This window comes from Clostridium algifaecis, assembly GCF_017874415.1.
GTDB lineage: Bacteria > Bacillota > Clostridia > Clostridiales > Clostridiaceae > Clostridium_B > Clostridium_B algifaecis.
Map to the genome: position 1 here is coordinate 16,603 of NZ_JAGGLM010000023.1, position 18,223 is coordinate 34,825.

The window sequence follows — 18,223 nt, forward strand, 5'->3', positions numbered from 1 at the left end:
AGCTGTGAAATAGCTTAAAGAAAGCCGTAATATTTAATATAATTTTTAGGAGGTGAAATTAAAATAGTGTAGAATTATATATACAATGGAATTATTTATATGAAAAGTGGGGTGATTGTTAAAGTGCCTGATAAAGATATAAGTCTTTTTTACAAAGGAAAAAATTACAAGAGCTATGATTTTATGGGTGCTCATTTTACAAAAGAAAGAGGAAGACTTGGTGTAAGATTTACTGTCTGGGCACCTAATGCTAAAAGGGTTAGAGTAGTAGGAGACTTTAATGATTGGAAGTCAGATGATAGTTATAATTTGGAGAGGATATCTACTAAATCCGGCAATGGTATTTGGAGTAAATTTGTAATAGGGATTAAAAAGGAAACATTATATAAATATGAGATTGTAGATAAAAATGGAAAATCGGTTTTAAAATGCGATCCTTATGCTAGATTTTCTGAAAAGAGACCGGACAATGCATCCAAAATATTAAGAGAAAAAACCTTTAAATGGGGAGATACCAAATGGATAGCTAAAAGAAAAAAGCAAAATGTGTATAAAAGTCCTATAAATATATATGAGATTCATCTTGGTTCATGGAGAAAAAGAGATGATGGTGGTTTTCTAAATTATAGGGAACTAACAAGGAAGCTAGTAAAATATCTAAAGTTTATGAATTACAACTATATTGAAATAATGCCTGTAATGGAACATCCGCTTGATGATTCCTGGGGATATCAAGTTACCGGATACTATTCGCTTACAAGCAGGTATGGAAATATTCAGGACTTTAAATACTTTATAAATATACTGCATAAAGCAAATATAGGAATTATATTGGATTGGGTACCAGGACATTTTTGCAAGGATGAACATGGATTATATAAATTTGATGGAACGGCCACTTATGAATATAAAGATGAAAAGCAATCGGAAAATAAAGGATGGGGTGCCGGAAATTTTGATATGGGTAAACCAGAAGTAAAGAGTTTTTTAATATCAAATGCACTTTACTGGCTTAGAGAATTTCATATAGATGGACTTAGAGTGGATGCTGTCGCAAATACACTTTACCTTGATTATGATAGGGGACCGGGTGAATGGACACCTAATGAAAATGGTGGACATGAAAATTTAAGGGCTGTGGAATTTTATAAGCAATTGAATGAAGTATTGTTTAAAGAATTTCCAAATTTAATCATGATAGCGGAGGAGTCGACTGAGTGGCCTCTTGTTACGAAACCTACATATTTAGGAGGACTTGGATTTAATTTCAAATGGAATATGGGATGGATGAATGATGTATTGAAGTATATTACATTATCACCTGAGGAAAAAACTTATAATCATAAATTGATTACTTTTTCAATGATGTATAATTACTCAGAAAATTTTATATTACCTATATCTCATGATGAAGTAGTTCACGGAAAAAAATCTTTGATTGATAAAATGTGGGGAGATTATTGGAATAAGTTTGCAGGGCTTAGAGTATTTATTACTTATATGTATACGCATCCTGGTAAAAAAGTTATATTTATGGGAACTGAATTTGCACAGTTTTCTGAATGGAATAATTCTTCACAGCTTGAGTGGGAACTTATAGATAAATTTCCTATGCATAAAGATATATTGAACTTTTACAAGAATTTAAATGAATTTTATATTAATGAAAAATCTTTATGGGAATTAGATTATGATGAAAAAGGATTTAAATGGATTGATGCAGACAATTCTAACCAGAGCATAATAATATTTATGAGAAATTCTAGTGAAGAAAATGATACTCTAATAATAGTTTGCAACTTCGCACCAAAAGTTTACTACGAGTACGACATAGGTGTACCTTATTTTGGAGAATATGAAGAAGTATTTAATACAGATGAAAAAAAGTTCGGTGGTTCAGGAGAGACTATGGAAGAAACACTTTGTTCTAAAAAGAAAAATTATCATAATCAAAAATATTGCCTTACTATAAAAATTCCTGCTATGGCGGCTGTCATATTAAAACCTAAAAAAATATATTAGTGTATAAGTAATAAAAAGTTACTTAAAATTCAAAAATTAAAATCATGGGGGGTAAATTCATGAAAGTATTATTTGTTGCATCTGAGGCAGAACCATTTATAAAGACTGGTGGACTTGCAGATGTTGTAGGTACATTACCAAAGTATCTAAAAAAATTAGATATAGAGGTAAGAGTAGTAATACCAAAGTATAAGAATATTAAACCTGAACTAATTGGAAGGTTAAATTTTATAAAATATTTTTACGTTCCTGTAGGCTGGAGAAATAAGTATTGCGGTATATTTGAATATGAATATGAAGGAATAATATATTATCTTATAGATAATGAATATTATTTTTTAAGGAACAAACTTTATGGATACTATGATGATGCAGAAAGATTTGGATTTTTTGATAGGGCAGTACTTAATATGTTATATCAAATTAACTATAAACCGGATATTATACATTGTAATGACTGGCATACTGGAATGATTCCAGTATTGTATAAAACTGAATATGCTAGTGATCAATTTTATGGTGGAATTAAATTTGTATTTAGCATACACAATCTTCTATTCCAGGGTAATTTTGATAGAGATATTTTGGGCGAACTTTTTAATTTGGATAAGTCATTATATTACAATGGAAGCGTTGAATTAAATGGAGCTGTAAGTTTTATGAAGGGTGGAATAAATTATAGTGAAAAAATTTCAACAGTGAGTTGTTCTTATGCATCGGAAATACAAACCCCCGTGTACGGAGAAAATTTAGACGGACTTCTAAGAAGTAGAAGTAATGATGTTTGGGGAATACTAAATGGTATAGATTATAATACCTATAGTCCGGAAAAAGACAGTATGATATTTAGAAATTATAATCAAAATAATTTAAGAAATAAAATGATAAATAAATTAAAGCTTCAAAAGGATCTTAATCTTGAAATTGACAGAGAAATACCTATGATTGCAATAATATCAAGATTCACACCTCAAAAAGGTATGGATATTATAGAGAATATAGGGGAAAGACTTGTTTCAAAACATATTCAATTAGTGGTACTTGGAACAGGATACAAACAGTATGAAGATTATTTTAGGTACCTTCACTCAAAGTATCCAAAAAAAGTATCTTCGAATATATATTTTGATGATGTACTGGCACATAAAATTTATGCTGCAGCTGATATGTTTTTAATGCCATCTTTATTTGAACCATGTGGCTTGGGACAGATGATAGCTTTAAGATATGGAACAGTTCCTATAGTTAGAGAAACTGGTGGCCTTAAAGATACAGTTGAACCTTATAATAAGTATACAGGAGAAGGAACAGGATTTAGCTTTACAAACTTTAATGCAGATGATTTTTTCCATGTTATAAATGATGCTTTGGATTATTTCAGTGAAAAAGAAATTTGGAGCAGCATAGTAAAGCATGGTATGAGTAAAGATAATAGCTGGAATAATTCTGCAAAATTGTATGAATCTTTATATGAGAGCATATTGTAATGATAAGTCTGTGGCATATACTATTTTATTAGGAGGAGTTTTATGCTAAATATAGATAAAGAGACTTTTAAGAGTGATTATATACAAAAATTTATAGAAATCCACGGTAAGGATTTAGAAGAAGGCACAGATTATAACAAATATGAAGCATTAGCTAGTCTGATAAGAGACTATGTTGCTAAAATGTGGATAGATACTAATAAAAGATATAAAGAAAATAAAAGCAAACAGGTTTATTATTTTTCTATGGAATTTTTACTTGGAAGGCTTCTTGGAAGTAATTTATTGAACTTGGGGATAAATGATTTATGTAGAGAAGGCTTGAATGAGCTTGGAATAGATTTAACAAAATTAGAATATCTTGAAGAAGATCAGGGACTTGGAAATGGTGGACTGGGAAGACTAGCAGCTTGCTTTTTGGATTCGATGGCATCATTAGGCATATCGGGACATGGTTGTGGTATAAGATATAAACATGGTTTTTTTAATCAAAAGATAATAAACTTTTCGCAGGTAGAAGTGCCGGATGATTGGCTTAAAAGAGGAAATCTATGGGAAATAAAAAAATCAGATAAAGCTAGAATTGTAAAGTTTGGTGGTGAGGTAAAAGTAGAGTATATAGATGGCAATCTAAAATTCCATCATGTCAACTATGAAAAAGTTCAAGCGGTACCTTATGATATGCCTATAGTTGGTTATAAAAATAATGTAGTAAATACGTTAAGGCTCTGGAGTGCCGAGCCACTTTCAAACGAGTTCGACTTTTCGTCTTTTAATAGGGGAGATTTTAAAAAAGCTATGGAATATAAAGATTCTGTAGAGGCCATATCGCAGGTACTTTACCCTGATGACAGTTTTTATGAAGGAAAGCTTTTAAGATTGAAACAGGAATATTTCTTTGTATCAGCTGGTATTCAAAGTATTATACATCATTTTAAGAGTACAGGTGGAAATATAAAAGAGCTTGATGAAAAAATAGCAATTCATATGAATGATACACATCCAACCCTTGCAGTTCCGGAATTGATGAGGATACTTGTAGATGAGGAAGGTATAGGATGGGATAATGCGTGGAGAATGACCAACAATATTATGTCTTATACAAATCATACTATATTAGCAGAAGCACTTGAAAAATGGCCTGTAGATATGTTTAAAAAACTTCTCCCAAGAATTTTTATGATAATTCAGGAAATAGATAGGAGATTTTGTGAAGGATTAAGGAACAAATATCCTGGTCAATGGGACAAAATAAACAAAATGCAGATAATAAATGGGGGATTTGTAAAAATGGCCAATCTGGCTATAGTTGGAAGCCACAGTGTAAATGGTGTGGCTAAATTGCATACTGAAATATTAAAGAAACAGGAAATGTCAGATTTTTATTACTGCTATCCAAATAAATTTAATAATAAGACTAATGGAATAACTCATAGAAGATGGCTTATGATTGCAAATCCACAGCTTACGGAACTTTTGAAGAAGACTATAGGAGATAGTTTTATAACTCATCCTACAGATATGATAAATTTTCAAAAGTTTGCGAAGGACAGCGGAGTTCAGGAAGAGCTTAAGAGAATAAAAAATAGAAATAAGAAAAAATTAGCTGACTATATATATAAAGTTCAAGGTATAAGAGTTGATGAAGAATCAATGTTTGATGTACAGGTTAAAAGGCTTCACGCATATAAAAGGCAGACTTTGAATTGTATTAGAATAATGGATTTATATAATAGGCTTTTAGATAATCCAAATTTAGATATAGTACCAAGAACATTTATATTCGCGGGAAAATCAGCACCTGGATATTATTTGGCAAAGGACATTATTACACTTATAAATACTGTTGCTAATAAAATAAATAATGATAACAGAGTGAATAAAAAAATTAAGGTAGTATTTATGGAAAACTATAGAGTTTCCCTTGCAGAGACTATAATACCAGCAGCTGATTTGAGCGAACAAATATCCACTACGACTAAAGAAGCATCAGGTACGAGCAATATGAAGTTTATGATGAATGGAGCAGTTACTATAGCTACTTTGGATGGAGCTAATGTAGAGATAAGGGATGAAGTTGGAGATGACAATATAGTAATATTTGGTCTTACGGAAAGAGAAGTATTAAATTACTATAAAAATGGAGGCTATAATTCGCAGAAACTTATAAATAATGATGATAGAATAAAAAAAATTATTAATTCGCTGATTGATGGAACTTATTCAAAGGATACTAATAAATTTAAAAGTATATATCAAAATTTAGTAACTTATAATGATGAATTCTTTGTAATAAAAGATTTTTATTCTTATCTGGAGGCACAAAAAAAAGTAGATGATTTATATAGAAATACTTCAAGATGGCAAGAAATGTGTGCTGTAAATATAGCACATTCGGGAATATTTTCAAGTGATAGAACTATAAAAGAATATGCAACTGGTATATGGGGATCTAAATGTATGTATGAAAATCTACAATAAGTTTATTAGGGGGTATGAAATGGACCTTAAATTAAAACATGATTCTAGAGACATTAATTATAGAAATCCATTTGGATCGATATGCAGAGTAAAGAAAGTTTATATTGCCATATTATTAAACGAGTTTTTAGAAGTAAATTTGGATTTATGCTATTTTGATTATAGTAAAAAAAGTATTAAAATGGATAATCTAAAGCATAACGAAGAAGAATATCTATATTATTGCTATATTGATTTAGATGAAAATTATGAAGGTCTTATAAATTATTATTTTAGAATAAGAACCGATAATGGAAATTATATCTATTATGGAAATAATTCTGACGGTTTGGGGGGAGAGGGCCAGGTTTATTATGAAACCCCGGTCCCATACCAGATAACTGTGTATAAGCCATTTAATGTGCCAGAATGGTTTAAGGAAGGTATAGTATATCAGATATTTGTGGATAGATTCAAAAATGGAAATGATGATGGAAGAATAACGAATCCTAAACCTAATAGCTTTATATACGGAAACTGGAATGATGAACCAATGTATATAAAAGATGCTTCCGGGAAGATAGCGAGATGGGATTTTTTTGGAGGCAATTTGAAAGGTGTAATTGAAAAACTTGACTATATAAAAAGTTTGGGCGTTACTGCAATATATTTAAATCCTATATTTAAATCGGCTAGTAATCATAAATATGATACTGGAGATTATAGAAATATAGATGAAATGTATGGTGATGAAGATACATTTAAGGAATTATGTCAAGAAGCAAATAAAATTAATATAAAGATTATTCTGGATGGTGTTTTTAGTCATACTGCTGATGATAGCATATATTTTAATAAATATAATAATTATAATTCTGTAGGAGCATATCAATCCAAGGAGTCACCTTATTATAACTGGTATAAGTTCAGAAACTATCCATATGAATATGAGAGCTGGTGGGGAGTTTCTAGCATGCCAAATATAAATGATATGGATAGTACATATTTAGATTTTATTGTATCTGGCGAAAATTCTATTTTAAAAAAATGGATGGAAGCCGGTGTATATGGATGGAGACTTGATGTAGCGGATGAACTTTCTGATAAGTTTATAGAAAAAATAAGGGATAGAATAAAGAGCATTTACAGTGATTCAGTACTTATAGGTGAAGTTTGGGAAGATGCAAGCAACAAAATAAGTTATTCAAATAGAAGAAAATATGTTTTTGGCCATGAACTTGATTCTGTAACAAATTATCCATTTAGAAATGCTGTAATAGGATTTTTAAAGGGAGATATAGATTCTAAATTTTTTGAGAGAATAATATTAAGCTTATACGAAAATTATCCTAAAGAAATGTTTTATTCGAATTTAAATGTGATAGGAACTCACGACACAGAAAGAATATTGACGGTGCTTGGAAATAATACAGAAAAAGCATTGCAACTTTTGAAAATGGCAGTAGCTATTCAAATGACCATGCCGGGTGTACCGACCATATATTATGGAGACGAGGTAGGTGTTTTAGGAGGTAATGATCCTTTAAACAGGAAAACTTATCCATGGGGAAATGAAAATAATTCTATATTAGATTTTTATAGATATATAACTAAAGTCAGAAGTAGATCTGATGCATTAAAAAAGGGTGATATAAAATTTTATAGTGTAGATAATGATTTATTATGCTATGATAGAAGCTTTAATAATGAAAAAATATTAATTGCAATAAACAGAAATGAAAATAGGGTATTTAATGTAAAAATAAATGATAGGGATATAGATGTATTACCTTGTGAAATAAAAATTATTAACTTGGAATAACGGGGGGATGTTTCCATGAACAAAAAAGAAATAGTTTCAATGATATTAGCAGGAGGCCAGGGTTCCAGATTAGGAGTCTTAACTAAGAAATTAGCAAAACCGGCAGTGCCATTTGGAGGAAAATATAGAATAATAGATTTTACTTTGAGTAATTGTTCTAATTCAGGTATTCATACTGTAGGAGTTCTTACGCAATATAAACCATTGGAGCTAAATTCTCATATAGGTATAGGAAGTCCATGGGATTTAGATAGAAGAGACGGAGGGGTATACATACTTCCACCTTATCAAGAAGAAAATGGAGGAAATTGGTATAAGGGAACAGCAGATGCAATATACCAAAATATGTCCTTTATAGATAATTACAACCCTGAATATGTAATTGTACTCTCCGGGGATCATATTTATAAGATGGATTATGCAAAGATGCTTGCGTTTCATAAGGAAAAGGAGGCAGATGCCACTATTGCTGTAATTGATGTTCCTTTAGATGAAACTTACAGATTTGGCATAATGGATACTAAAGATGATATGAGAATATATGAATTTGAAGAAAAGCCAATTAAGGCGAAGAGTAATAAAGCATCTATGGGCATATATATATTCAATTGGAAATTACTTAGAAAATTTTTAAGGGAAGATCAAAATGATAAAAATTCATCTAATGATTTTGGAAAAAATATCATACCAAATATGTTGAATAATAAATTGAGAATGTATGCCTATCCATTTAAAGGTTACTGGAAGGATGTAGGTACTATTAAAAGCCTATGGGAAGCAAATATGGATCTTTTGAGAGAAAACAATGAGCTTAATTTGAGGGATCGAAATTGGAGAATATATTCAGTAAATCATGTAGAACCAGCACAATATGTTGGACCTAATGCTAATATCAAGGAGTCTATTGTAGTCGATGGATGTGAAGTTTATGGAGAAGTGACACACTCTATTATATTTTCAGGTACAATAATAGGAAAAAATTCTAAAATAATAGATTCTGTTATTATGCCAAATACTAAAATCGGTGATAATGTTATAATTAACAAAGCAGTAATAGGTAGTGGTGCTTCTATCAGAAGAGATAGTATTATAGGTGATGGAAAAGAAATTTCGGTTGTAGGATCGAATGTAGATGTAAAGGCTGGTTCCATATTAGAAAGCTCATAAAGTATATACCATTTGCTTAAAAAAATATAAATATTTTTAGTCCGATAGGAGAGGTTATTATGTATCAAAATTTTATGGGTATAATAAATCTAGATGAGAACGAAGATAATATAAAAGAACTTACCAGAAACAGATCTTTAGCATCTATACCGGTTGGAGGTAGATATAGAATAATTGATTTTATACTATCTAATATGACTAATTGTGGCATAGAAAATATAGGAATATTTACTAAAATGGAATCAAGATCACTTATAGATCATCTAAGCAATGGAAGACCATGGGATTTAAACAGAAAAATAGAAGGACTTAGAGTTTTTAATTTTACAGATAGAAATCCTAATTTTGATGATGTCTATAATTTTTCAAAGAATATGTCCTATTTTAAAAAAAGTAAAGAGGATTATGTAATTATGGCATCTTCTTATATGCTGTGCAATATTAATTTATGTGAAGCAATGCAGCATCATATAGATTCTGGAAATGATGTTACTATAATATATAAACAAGTTGAAGATGCGGATGTGAATTTTATTCATTGTGAGACACTTAATATAGATGACAAGGGAAAGGTTATAAGTGTAGGAAGAAATATAGGAGTGAATAAAACAGAAAATATATGTATGGAAATGTATATGATGAAGAAAAGCAAATTTGTGGATATAATTAATGAATGCATATGTACAGGAAGTTATAGAAAAGTAAAACAACATATATATAACTGCCTTGAACACTTAAATGTAGGAGCTTTTAAATTTGATGGATATTTAAGCTGTATAAATTCTATAAAGGCATATTATAGGACAAGTATGGACCTTTTAAAACGCAAAGTAATGAAAGAACTCTTCTCGGATAAAAGACCTATATATACTAAAACTAATGATGAAATACCAGCTAAGTATGCTGAGTGTAGTGATGTAAAAAATTCTATAATAGGTAATGGGTGTCTTATAAAAGGAAAAGTTAAAGATAGTATAATATTTAGGAGAGTAACTGTATCAAAAGGAGCTGTACTTCAAAAATGTATTGTACTTCAAAATTGTGTTATAGGTGAAAATGCTAAGCTTGAGTATACTATTCTAGATAAAAATTGTTCTATAAAAAGCAAACTGCAATTAAAAGGGTATGAAGATATTCCACTTGTAGTAGAAAACAATGACGAAATGTATTGAAATTAAAAAAATTTAATATTAGTATTAATAAAGTAAGGAGATAATTTAATATCTCCTTACTTTATTATATGTTTTATAAATATAGATGAGAGGAATTTAATAGATATGAAAAATAAGAAATATATGCTATACTCAGCAGCCGTGTTAATATTTATTTTTGCTATATTTATATATTACAAAAGTCCTATTAAGCGGAATAAAGATTATCCAATACTTGCGGGTTCATTTATACAAATTGATTTGACTCAAAATTGGAATGAAAACAAATGGATGAAGGAATTAGAATATTATAAAAAAAATAATATGGAATATGTAGTGCTTACAGGGATCACTTCTACTGAAAACAATATTACAAAAACAGCTTATAAAAGTAATATTTATGGATTTCAAAAGATTTATGGAAATACTGATCAGGTTAATTCATGTTTAGAGTCTGCAGAAAAATTAGGTATTAAAGTGTTTCTGAGTTCTGACTTCAATAGTGGATGGTGGAAGGAATCTCCAGACGATAAAAATTTATTGAAGGATGATATGAAAAGAACAAACTTAATTTGTGATGAGCTTTATAAAAAGTATAAGGTTAAATATCCCAATTCTTTTTATGGTTGGTATTTTCCTTACGAGGTGGATAATATTAAATTTAACAAGAAAAATCAGTTCTATAATCTGGCTGAAGCAATTAATGTTAACTTAAATTATCTTGAACTGAAAAAGGAAAGGCTGCCCTTTCTTATATCTCCTTTTATGAATTCGTCAGTAGGTACTTCTATGGAATATGCAGATAACTGGAAGTATTTCTTTTCAAAAGTTAACTTCAAGCAAAATGATATATTTTGTCCACAGGATTCTGTAGGAGGTGGAGGACTTGATATTAACCAGGTAAATCCATGGTTTACTTCTTTGAAAAAAGCTGTTGATAGTAAAAAGGGGTTGAAGTTATGGGCTAATGCAGAAAGCTTCGATTATGTAAATAATTCTAGTGCTACTCTGGATAGATTTATAAAACAACTTCAACTTGAACAACCCTGCGTAGACGAGATAATAAGTTTTTCATATAGTCATTATTATAGTCCTAACAATATTGATCCTGGTTTTAATGAAGCATATTTTGAATATGTAAAGAGTGGGGAATTGATACATAATAAAGTGAATAAGCCTAAAAATTTAAATGTACAGTCTATTGGAAAAGATGAATTTAAATTAACGTGGGATAGGCCAGATCGATATAAAAATATTTGTGGTTACAGAATATATAGAAATGGAGTATTAATTTTTGAATCTGTAGTTCCAAGAAAATATGGTGGCGAAGACAAACAGCTTTATTTAAGTGTGAAGGACAAGCCAATACTAAAAGAGAATGTAGACTATTATACTTATGAGGTTAAAGCTATAGATTTCTCGGGAAATATGTCGGATTCATCAAATAAAGTTAGAGTTAATGTGGATGGAATAAAGGTGTTTCCAAAGCTTTTATCAAAGGGCTGCAAATATACATTTACACCAAGAGCAGATAATTATAGTGATAGCAGTTTAAGCAAACTTACAGATGGTAATTTTGCATCGAAAAATTCGGTGAAAGATGATCAATTCTCTAAATGGTACAATAATTCTTTTGATTTGGAAATAGATCTTAAAAAAACTGAACAGATCCGCCAATTTATGATAGATTATTATAGAGAACCAAAAGCATGGGCAGCGCTGCCTAAGGCTGCTTCAATAGCAGTATCAGAAGATGGAATTAATTTTATCCCAATAGGACTTGTTAGGATACCTTTTGTACCATTTTCAGATAGAAATGGCTCTAGATATCCAATCTATTTTACTTTAGATAAACCGATATATGCAAGATACGTTAAGCTTACATCAATAACTGAACCAAACTATTCTACTTTTATAGATGAATTTGAAGTTAGAAATTAAAATAATTTGTTCACATATTGACATAAAATTTTATAAATATTATAATTTTAAGGTAAGTTTATATAATAAGACAGTTTAATATGCAACTATGAGGGGAAGAGTATATATAGATGTTATTTTTAGCGAGCTGGATATGGTGCAAGACCAGTAATAAATCTTTATAGAAGAACATTCCTGAGTTTCTAACTGAAATTGAGTAAAATGCAGTAATAGAGCACTATATATTAGTAGGCTTAGAGGTATTGTGTACCTTATAACACAAGAATAAAAATTTTTATTCTAAATTAAGATTGGTCATTTTATGACAAATTGGGTGGTACCGCGAATTATAGCTCTTTCGTCCCTTTATGGACAAAAGAGCTTTTTTATTAAAATAATGGAGGTTAATATTTATGGAAACAACATTAGTTAGATCTATTTATAGAGATACTGAAAAATTTGCAGACAAAGATGTTAAAGTTTCAGGATGGATTAGGACTATAAGGGATTCAAAATCATTTGGATTTATAGAGTTAAATGATGGAACATTTTTTAAAAATATTCAGATTGTCTTTGAAGATAAACTTGATAATTTCAAAGAAATTAGTAAGCTGCCTATAAGTTCTTCACTTGAAGTAGAAGGAAAATTAACAGTTACTCCCAATGCAAAGCAGCCTTTTGAAATAAAGGCAAGTAAAATATCTATAGAAGGAAAATCTTCATCAGATTATCCTCTTCAGAAAAAAAGACATAGCCTTGAATACTTAAGAACAATTGCTCATTTGAGACCAAGAAGCAACACTTTTTCCGCAGTATTTAGAGTACGTTCTTTAGCAGCATATGCTGTACATAAGTTTTTCCAGGATAGAGATTTTGTATATGCACAGACACCTCTTATAACGGGGAGTGATTGTGAAGGTGCAGGAGAAATGTTTAAAGTTACAACTTTTGACTTGAATAACGTTCCTAAAAAGGAAGATGGAAGTGTAGATTATTCTAAGGATTTTTTTGGCAAAGAAACTAATTTAACTGTAAGTGGACAATTATCAGCAGAAACTATGGCACTTGCATTTAGAAATGTATATACTTTTGGACCAACTTTTAGAGCTGAGGATTCAAATACATCAAGACATGCTGCAGAATTTTGGATGATAGAACCAGAAATGGCATTTGCGGATTTAAATGATTATATGGATACAGCAGAAGAATTAGTAAAATATATAATAAAATATGTTATGGATAATGCACCTGAAGAAATGAAGTTCTTCAATTCATTCATAGATAAAGGATTATTTGATAGATTAAATAATGTAGTAAATTCTTCTTTTGGGAGAATTACTTATACTGAAGCTGTAGATATTTTATTAAAGAGTGGTGCAAAATTTGAATATCCAGTAAAATGGGGTATTGATTTACAGACGGAACATGAAAGGTATTTAACTGAAAAAGTTTATGGAAAACCTATATTTGTAACAGATTATCCAAAGGATATAAAAGCATTTTACATGAGAGCTAATAATGATGGAAAAACTGTTGCAGCAGCAGATTTGCTTGTACCTGGTATAGGAGAGATAGTAGGTGGAAGCCAGAGAGAAGAAAGATATGACATTCTTGAAAAAAGGATAGAAGAACTAGGACTGAATAAAGAAGATTATTGGTGGTATCTTGAACTTAGAAAATATGGAGAAACTAAACATTCAGGTTTTGGACTTGGTTTTGAGAGAATAATCATGTATATTACAGGTATGTCTAACATAAGGGATGTAATACCATTTCCAAGAACTACAGGCTCAGCTGAGTTTTAATGAAGATATAAAGTATAACAAACAAGCAATATTATGTTTAAATGTAATATTGCTTGTTTTTATATAAGCATTAAAAATTAGTTAAACTAATGGTATTAAGCACTTTTACCGCAGCAATTTTTATATTTTTTGCCACTTCCACATGGACATGGATCATTTCTACCAATTTTTGTTTTATTTACTACTGTTTTAGAATTAACCCATTCTTTATGGATAGATTTTCTTTTATCTTTTGAAAAAATTGATTCCCATTGGGGAAGCTTGTATAAGTAATCTGCCTTAGCATCCAGCATATTAAAATATAATTTTTCTAAATTGATATTTATGTCAATATGTGAGTCTTCTTCTAGATTTTCAAGTTCAATAGTATTTTCTAAGCTATCATTTATTCCGTCTAAAAAGCCCATAAAAAATACTGTGGGGATTTCAAATTCTTGTGCTAAGGATTTAATAGTTCCATTTAAAGCGATCTTATTATCAGCTAATATTTTGGTATATATGCTTTTTTCAATGGAACCATATTCTTTCCAAAATGCAGCTTCACCTTTAGTTTTTACTAAATCTACAACTTTATCTGTCCAATCTTTGTATAAACTCATATCTTGTCCTGCTTAAATACATATGTAAATAAAAGCAGTTCCTCCCTTTTATTTTATTTCAATATTTAAAATATTAAAATTTCCAGCATGAATTAATTGTAAGCTAGAAATTATATTAAAATACACACTTGAATTATTATAATAAATATTACAATAGTTTGCAATAATATATCATGATTTTATTTTCAAAGCATATCTAGCAATTTTATCACAATAACTACACTTAAAATTACAATTTTGGTTTAAATCTTCACCTACATCTAGATTATTTACATAGACTAGATACGGAAAAGTTTCATTCTCTACTAAAAAATCGTCAATAGCCATATCTATATGATCAGTACAACTATATTTAGTTTGACTTAATATTTTAATAGCCTCCTTTTCAATGCTTTTATAAGTTATTATTAAAATTCTGTATAATTACTTGGCATATTTCTATTCGCCATGGATATATTTATATCTTTGTTTAAATTTACCTTATTGTCATTTAAAATATTTACAACTGTTTGATAAGCCAATTCAGGATAATTATTGGTCTTACTTAAATGGCCGAGGATTATTTTTTTAAATTTATTATTTATAATATTTAATATAGCCTTCCCACAGTCATCATTTGATAAATGTCCAATTTTACTTAATATTCTTCGCTTTAAAGTATATGGGTAAGGACCAAATTTTAACATTTCTACATCATGGTTACTTTCAAGTAATATCACATTTGCATTGTGTAATATCTTTTTTACTTCTTCTGAAAAGAAACCTAAATCTGTAGCTATACATGCACATTTATTTCTGCTGCAAATTTCATATCCCCTTGGGGCAGCTGCATCATGGGATATTTTATAGCTTATGATGTCCATATCCTTAATGTTTATATAATTATTTGAAATTATTTTTATATTGTGATCTTTAATTTTACCTATATTTTTTGACATAGCTTTCCAGGTAAGTTCATTTGTGTATATAGGAATATCATATTTTCTTGATAATACACCAGCACCCTTAATATGATCAATATGTTCATGGGTAATAAATATTGCATCTATATCATCAGGACTTTGATGAATACTGGATAAAGCTTTTTCTATGGTTTTACCTGCAAGTCCTGCATCTACTAAAATTTTAGTATTATTGGAAGCTACAAATGTACTGTTACCGCTGCTTCCACTAAATAAAGGACAAAATATCATATAAATTCTCCTCTTTACTCATAAACTCTTACTATATCAGCACCTACAGCTTTAAATTTGTCTTCAATATTTGGATATCCTCTATCTATATGTTCAATACTTAAGACTTCGGTAGTTCCTTCTGCTATAAGTCCTGCTATAACCATTGCTGCACCTGCTCTAAGGTCTGTTGCTTTCACTACAGCTCCAGTTAATTTATCGACACCATCTATAATTGCAGTTCTTCCTTCTACTTTTATGTTTGCACCCATTTTTTTTAGTTCATCTACGTGTTTGAATCTACTTTCCCAGATGCTTTCATTTATTATACTTCTACCTTTGGCTACAGTAAGTAATGTACTCATAGGTTGTTGTACATCTGTTGGAAAACCAGGATAAGGTTGAGTTTTTATATTTACACCTTTTAATCTACCGTTTGATTTTACTGTAAGGGAATCACCATCTTCTATTATTTCTGAACCCATTTCAACTAATTTGGCAGATATGGATTCAAGATGTTTTGGAATCACATTTTGTATAGTAACTTCACCACCACAGGCAGCTGATGCAATCATATATGTACCTGCTTCTATTTGATCTGGTATTACACTATAAGAACAACCAGTTAAATTCTCAACTCCAACTATTCGTATCACGTCAGTTCCAGCGCCTTTTATATTTGCCCCCATACTATTTAGAAAATTTGCAACATCTACTACATGAGGTTCTTTTGCTACATTTTCAAGAGTTGTAACGCCCTTAGCCAGTGTTGCAGCAAGCATTACATTTATAGTGGCTCCAACACTTACAACATCAAAAAATATATTTGTTCCAATTAATTCATCAGCTTCAACTAAAACAGAGCCATGCATAATTTTGACTTTTGCACCGAGAGCCTCGAATCCTTTTATATGTTGGTCTATAGGTCTAACACCTATAGGACAACCCCCTGGCAGTTCAACCTTCGCCTTCTTAAATCTTCCAAGAAGCGCACCTATTAAGTAGTAGGAAGCTCTCATTTTTCTTACATCGTCTGTATTTGCACTTAAGCTAGTTATAGTTGTGCTGTCTATTGTTGCACAATTTTTATTGGTCTTAATACTGCATCCAAGGCTTTTTAATATTCTTTCTATGCAGTGGACATCTTCTATATTAGGTATATTATCTATTATACAATTTCCTTTACTAGCAAGTATAGCTGCTGGTAATATTGCAACAGCAGCATTTTTTGCACCATTTATTTCTATAGAACCAAAAAGAGGTTTTCCTCCATTAATTATCAATTTATCCATTTATGTTAACCATCCTTATCACAATTATATTTATATAAAGTTTAGAAATTATCAAAATTAATTCATATTACACAAAGTTTATTATAACATAAATCAGTAAGGTTTTAACATAAAAATTTTTAAAAAATTATACACGAAAAAACCCAGCTTAACTAATTTAAGCTGAGTTTTTATAAAATTAAATTTAGTGATAATTATATATTTTAATTTGAAGGTTTACAATGTTTAGAATAATAAAATTATCGTTTCACAAAACTTCCGCAATCAGTACATTGAACATCTTTAGCAGTAGTTTCATGTTTAGTTACCTGTATTTTATTGAGCGTACAGTAATTTTCTCCCATTGAGTGAAACTTACATTCATTCACTATGCATCCAACACTTTCATTTTTACTATTGTTCATACTTTTATCTACTGTATAAATTTAATTTAAATATAAAATTAAATAACAGCAGATTTTTCACCCCTTTCATATTGTTTTAATTTTACAATAGATAGTATTGCAATTTTAACATTTAAATATACTGGTAAATATAGTATATAATTTAAAAATATATGAAGCATAATTATATGTTATAATTAGAATCAACAAATTAGTGATATTACCATATAAATTGGAGGATTGAAAGAAATGAAATATTATTTGGTGGCATTATTTGACAGGGATTCTTATTCTTATATTGAACGTATTCAGAGAAATATGTGCAGGAAATATAAATTATATAAACATATGCCTGTTTTACATATAACCCTTGAAGTAATAGGTGATCCAGATATGGATAAATTAATAAAAATAGTTTCAAAATTATTAAAGCCATATAAGAGATTTAAAGTAGAAATAAATGGTGCTATATGTTTTGATCCACCTTATAAATCTGTAAATTTAAAGATAGAGAATAAAGGATATATAATAAGACTTGCAAGACAAATTAATGACCTTTTGAAATCATATAAGTTTAATGTAAGAGAAAATATAGAAAGTTGGGATTTACATGTTTCACTGGCAAATAATAATTATTCAGTAAGACAATGGAGTGCTAAAGAATATGTGGCAGCCTGCAGGACAGCTAAAAAAGAAGATATACACAAGATGGTTACTATTGATAGAATAGCTTTATGGAAGCCAATAAATAATAAAAAAGAAATGCTGATAAAAAATTTTCAGCTTAGAGAATATTAAATAAATATACTGAAAGCTTAATTAAACTTTCAGTATATTTATTAATGTATTATTATATATCAAGCAGATTTTTCTTGTATTCAGAATATAGTTCTCTAAGTTGTGACATTTTGTTTTCTATGTCTATCTGCATATCTGATGCTTT

Annotated in this window: 14 protein-coding genes; 9 read left to right on the top strand and 5 right to left on the bottom strand. The window is 29.6% G+C overall.

The features are described from left to right. The first annotated feature begins 99 nt into the window (after positions 1-99). The 8 genes from glgB (at position 100) to asnS (ending at position 13,834) form a co-directional block, all read left to right on the top strand. On the top strand, positions 100-2,022 hold the full coding sequence (gene glgB / locus J2Z42_RS12450; RefSeq protein ID WP_209703099.1) for a 1,4-alpha-glucan branching protein GlgB: 1,923 nt from the start codon (positions 100-102) through the stop codon (positions 2,020-2,022). 59 nt (positions 2,023-2,081) lie between these two features. After that, positions 2,082-3,509 (top strand): glycogen synthase GlgA, encoded by a 1,428-nt coding sequence (glgA, locus tag J2Z42_RS12455; protein WP_209703100.1) that lies wholly within the window; start codon positions 2,082-2,084, stop codon positions 3,507-3,509. A gap of 42 nt (positions 3,510-3,551) precedes the next feature. Further along, a complete protein-coding gene (locus tag J2Z42_RS12460) occupies positions 3,552-5,990 on the top strand; it encodes a glycogen/starch/alpha-glucan phosphorylase (RefSeq protein ID WP_209703101.1) in 2,439 nt (812 codons plus the stop codon). Positions 5,991-6,009: 19 nt separating this feature from the next. Next, positions 6,010-7,791 (top strand): alpha-amylase family glycosyl hydrolase, encoded by a 1,782-nt coding sequence (locus tag J2Z42_RS12465; protein WP_209703102.1) that lies wholly within the window; start codon positions 6,010-6,012, stop codon positions 7,789-7,791. Between the two features lie 15 nt (positions 7,792-7,806). Continuing rightward, on the top strand, positions 7,807-8,958 hold the full coding sequence (locus tag J2Z42_RS12470; RefSeq protein WP_209703103.1) for a glucose-1-phosphate adenylyltransferase: 1,152 nt from the start codon (positions 7,807-7,809) through the stop codon (positions 8,956-8,958). A gap of 59 nt (positions 8,959-9,017) precedes the next feature. Next, positions 9,018-10,130 (top strand): glucose-1-phosphate adenylyltransferase subunit GlgD, encoded by a 1,113-nt coding sequence (gene glgD, locus J2Z42_RS12475; protein WP_209703104.1) that lies wholly within the window; start codon positions 9,018-9,020, stop codon positions 10,128-10,130. A gap of 105 nt (positions 10,131-10,235) precedes the next feature. After that, the gene (locus J2Z42_RS12480; RefSeq protein WP_209703105.1) at positions 10,236-12,050 is read left to right on the top strand and encodes a DUF4434 domain-containing protein; all 1,815 of its coding nucleotides are present in this window, start codon (positions 10,236-10,238) and stop codon (positions 12,048-12,050) included. Positions 12,051-12,442: 392 nt separating this feature from the next. Continuing rightward, positions 12,443-13,834 (top strand): asparagine--tRNA ligase, encoded by a 1,392-nt coding sequence (gene asnS, locus J2Z42_RS12485; protein ID WP_209703106.1) that lies wholly within the window; start codon positions 12,443-12,445, stop codon positions 13,832-13,834. A 95-nt stretch (positions 13,835-13,929) separates the two neighbouring features. Here the strand turns inward: asnS and J2Z42_RS12490 are convergent, their stop codons facing one another. From J2Z42_RS12490 to J2Z42_RS12510, 5 genes are all read right to left on the bottom strand, one after another. Further along, positions 13,930-14,433 carry an SEC-C metal-binding domain-containing protein gene (locus J2Z42_RS12490; protein WP_209703107.1) on the bottom strand — a complete coding sequence of 168 codons (504 nt, stop codon included), beginning with the start codon at positions 14,431-14,433 and terminating at the stop codon, positions 13,930-13,932. A 171-nt stretch (positions 14,434-14,604) separates the two neighbouring features. Beyond that, a complete protein-coding gene (locus J2Z42_RS12495) occupies positions 14,605-14,847 on the bottom strand; it encodes a CxxH/CxxC protein (protein ID WP_342590028.1) in 243 nt (80 codons plus the stop codon). Next, positions 14,841-15,626, bottom strand: a complete 786-nt coding sequence (locus tag J2Z42_RS12500) for an MBL fold metallo-hydrolase (RefSeq protein WP_209703108.1) — start codon at positions 15,624-15,626, stop codon at positions 14,841-14,843. The genes J2Z42_RS12495 and J2Z42_RS12500 overlap by 7 nt, the downstream gene beginning before the upstream one ends. Before the next feature lie 14 nt (positions 15,627-15,640). After that, the gene (gene murA, locus J2Z42_RS12505) at positions 15,641-16,897 is read right to left on the bottom strand and encodes a UDP-N-acetylglucosamine 1-carboxyvinyltransferase (protein WP_209703109.1); all 1,257 of its coding nucleotides are present in this window, start codon (positions 16,895-16,897) and stop codon (positions 15,641-15,643) included. A 239-nt stretch (positions 16,898-17,136) separates the two neighbouring features. Then, on the bottom strand, positions 17,137-17,301 hold the full coding sequence (locus J2Z42_RS12510; protein ID WP_209703110.1) for a DUF1540 domain-containing protein: 165 nt from the start codon (positions 17,299-17,301) through the stop codon (positions 17,137-17,139). 228 nt (positions 17,302-17,529) lie between these two features. On the opposite strand from J2Z42_RS12510, the gene J2Z42_RS12515 reads away from it, so the two are divergent. Continuing rightward, the gene (locus J2Z42_RS12515; RefSeq protein ID WP_209703111.1) at positions 17,530-18,078 is read left to right on the top strand and encodes a 2'-5' RNA ligase family protein; all 549 of its coding nucleotides are present in this window, start codon (positions 17,530-17,532) and stop codon (positions 18,076-18,078) included. Positions 18,079-18,223: the final 145 nt, after the last annotated feature.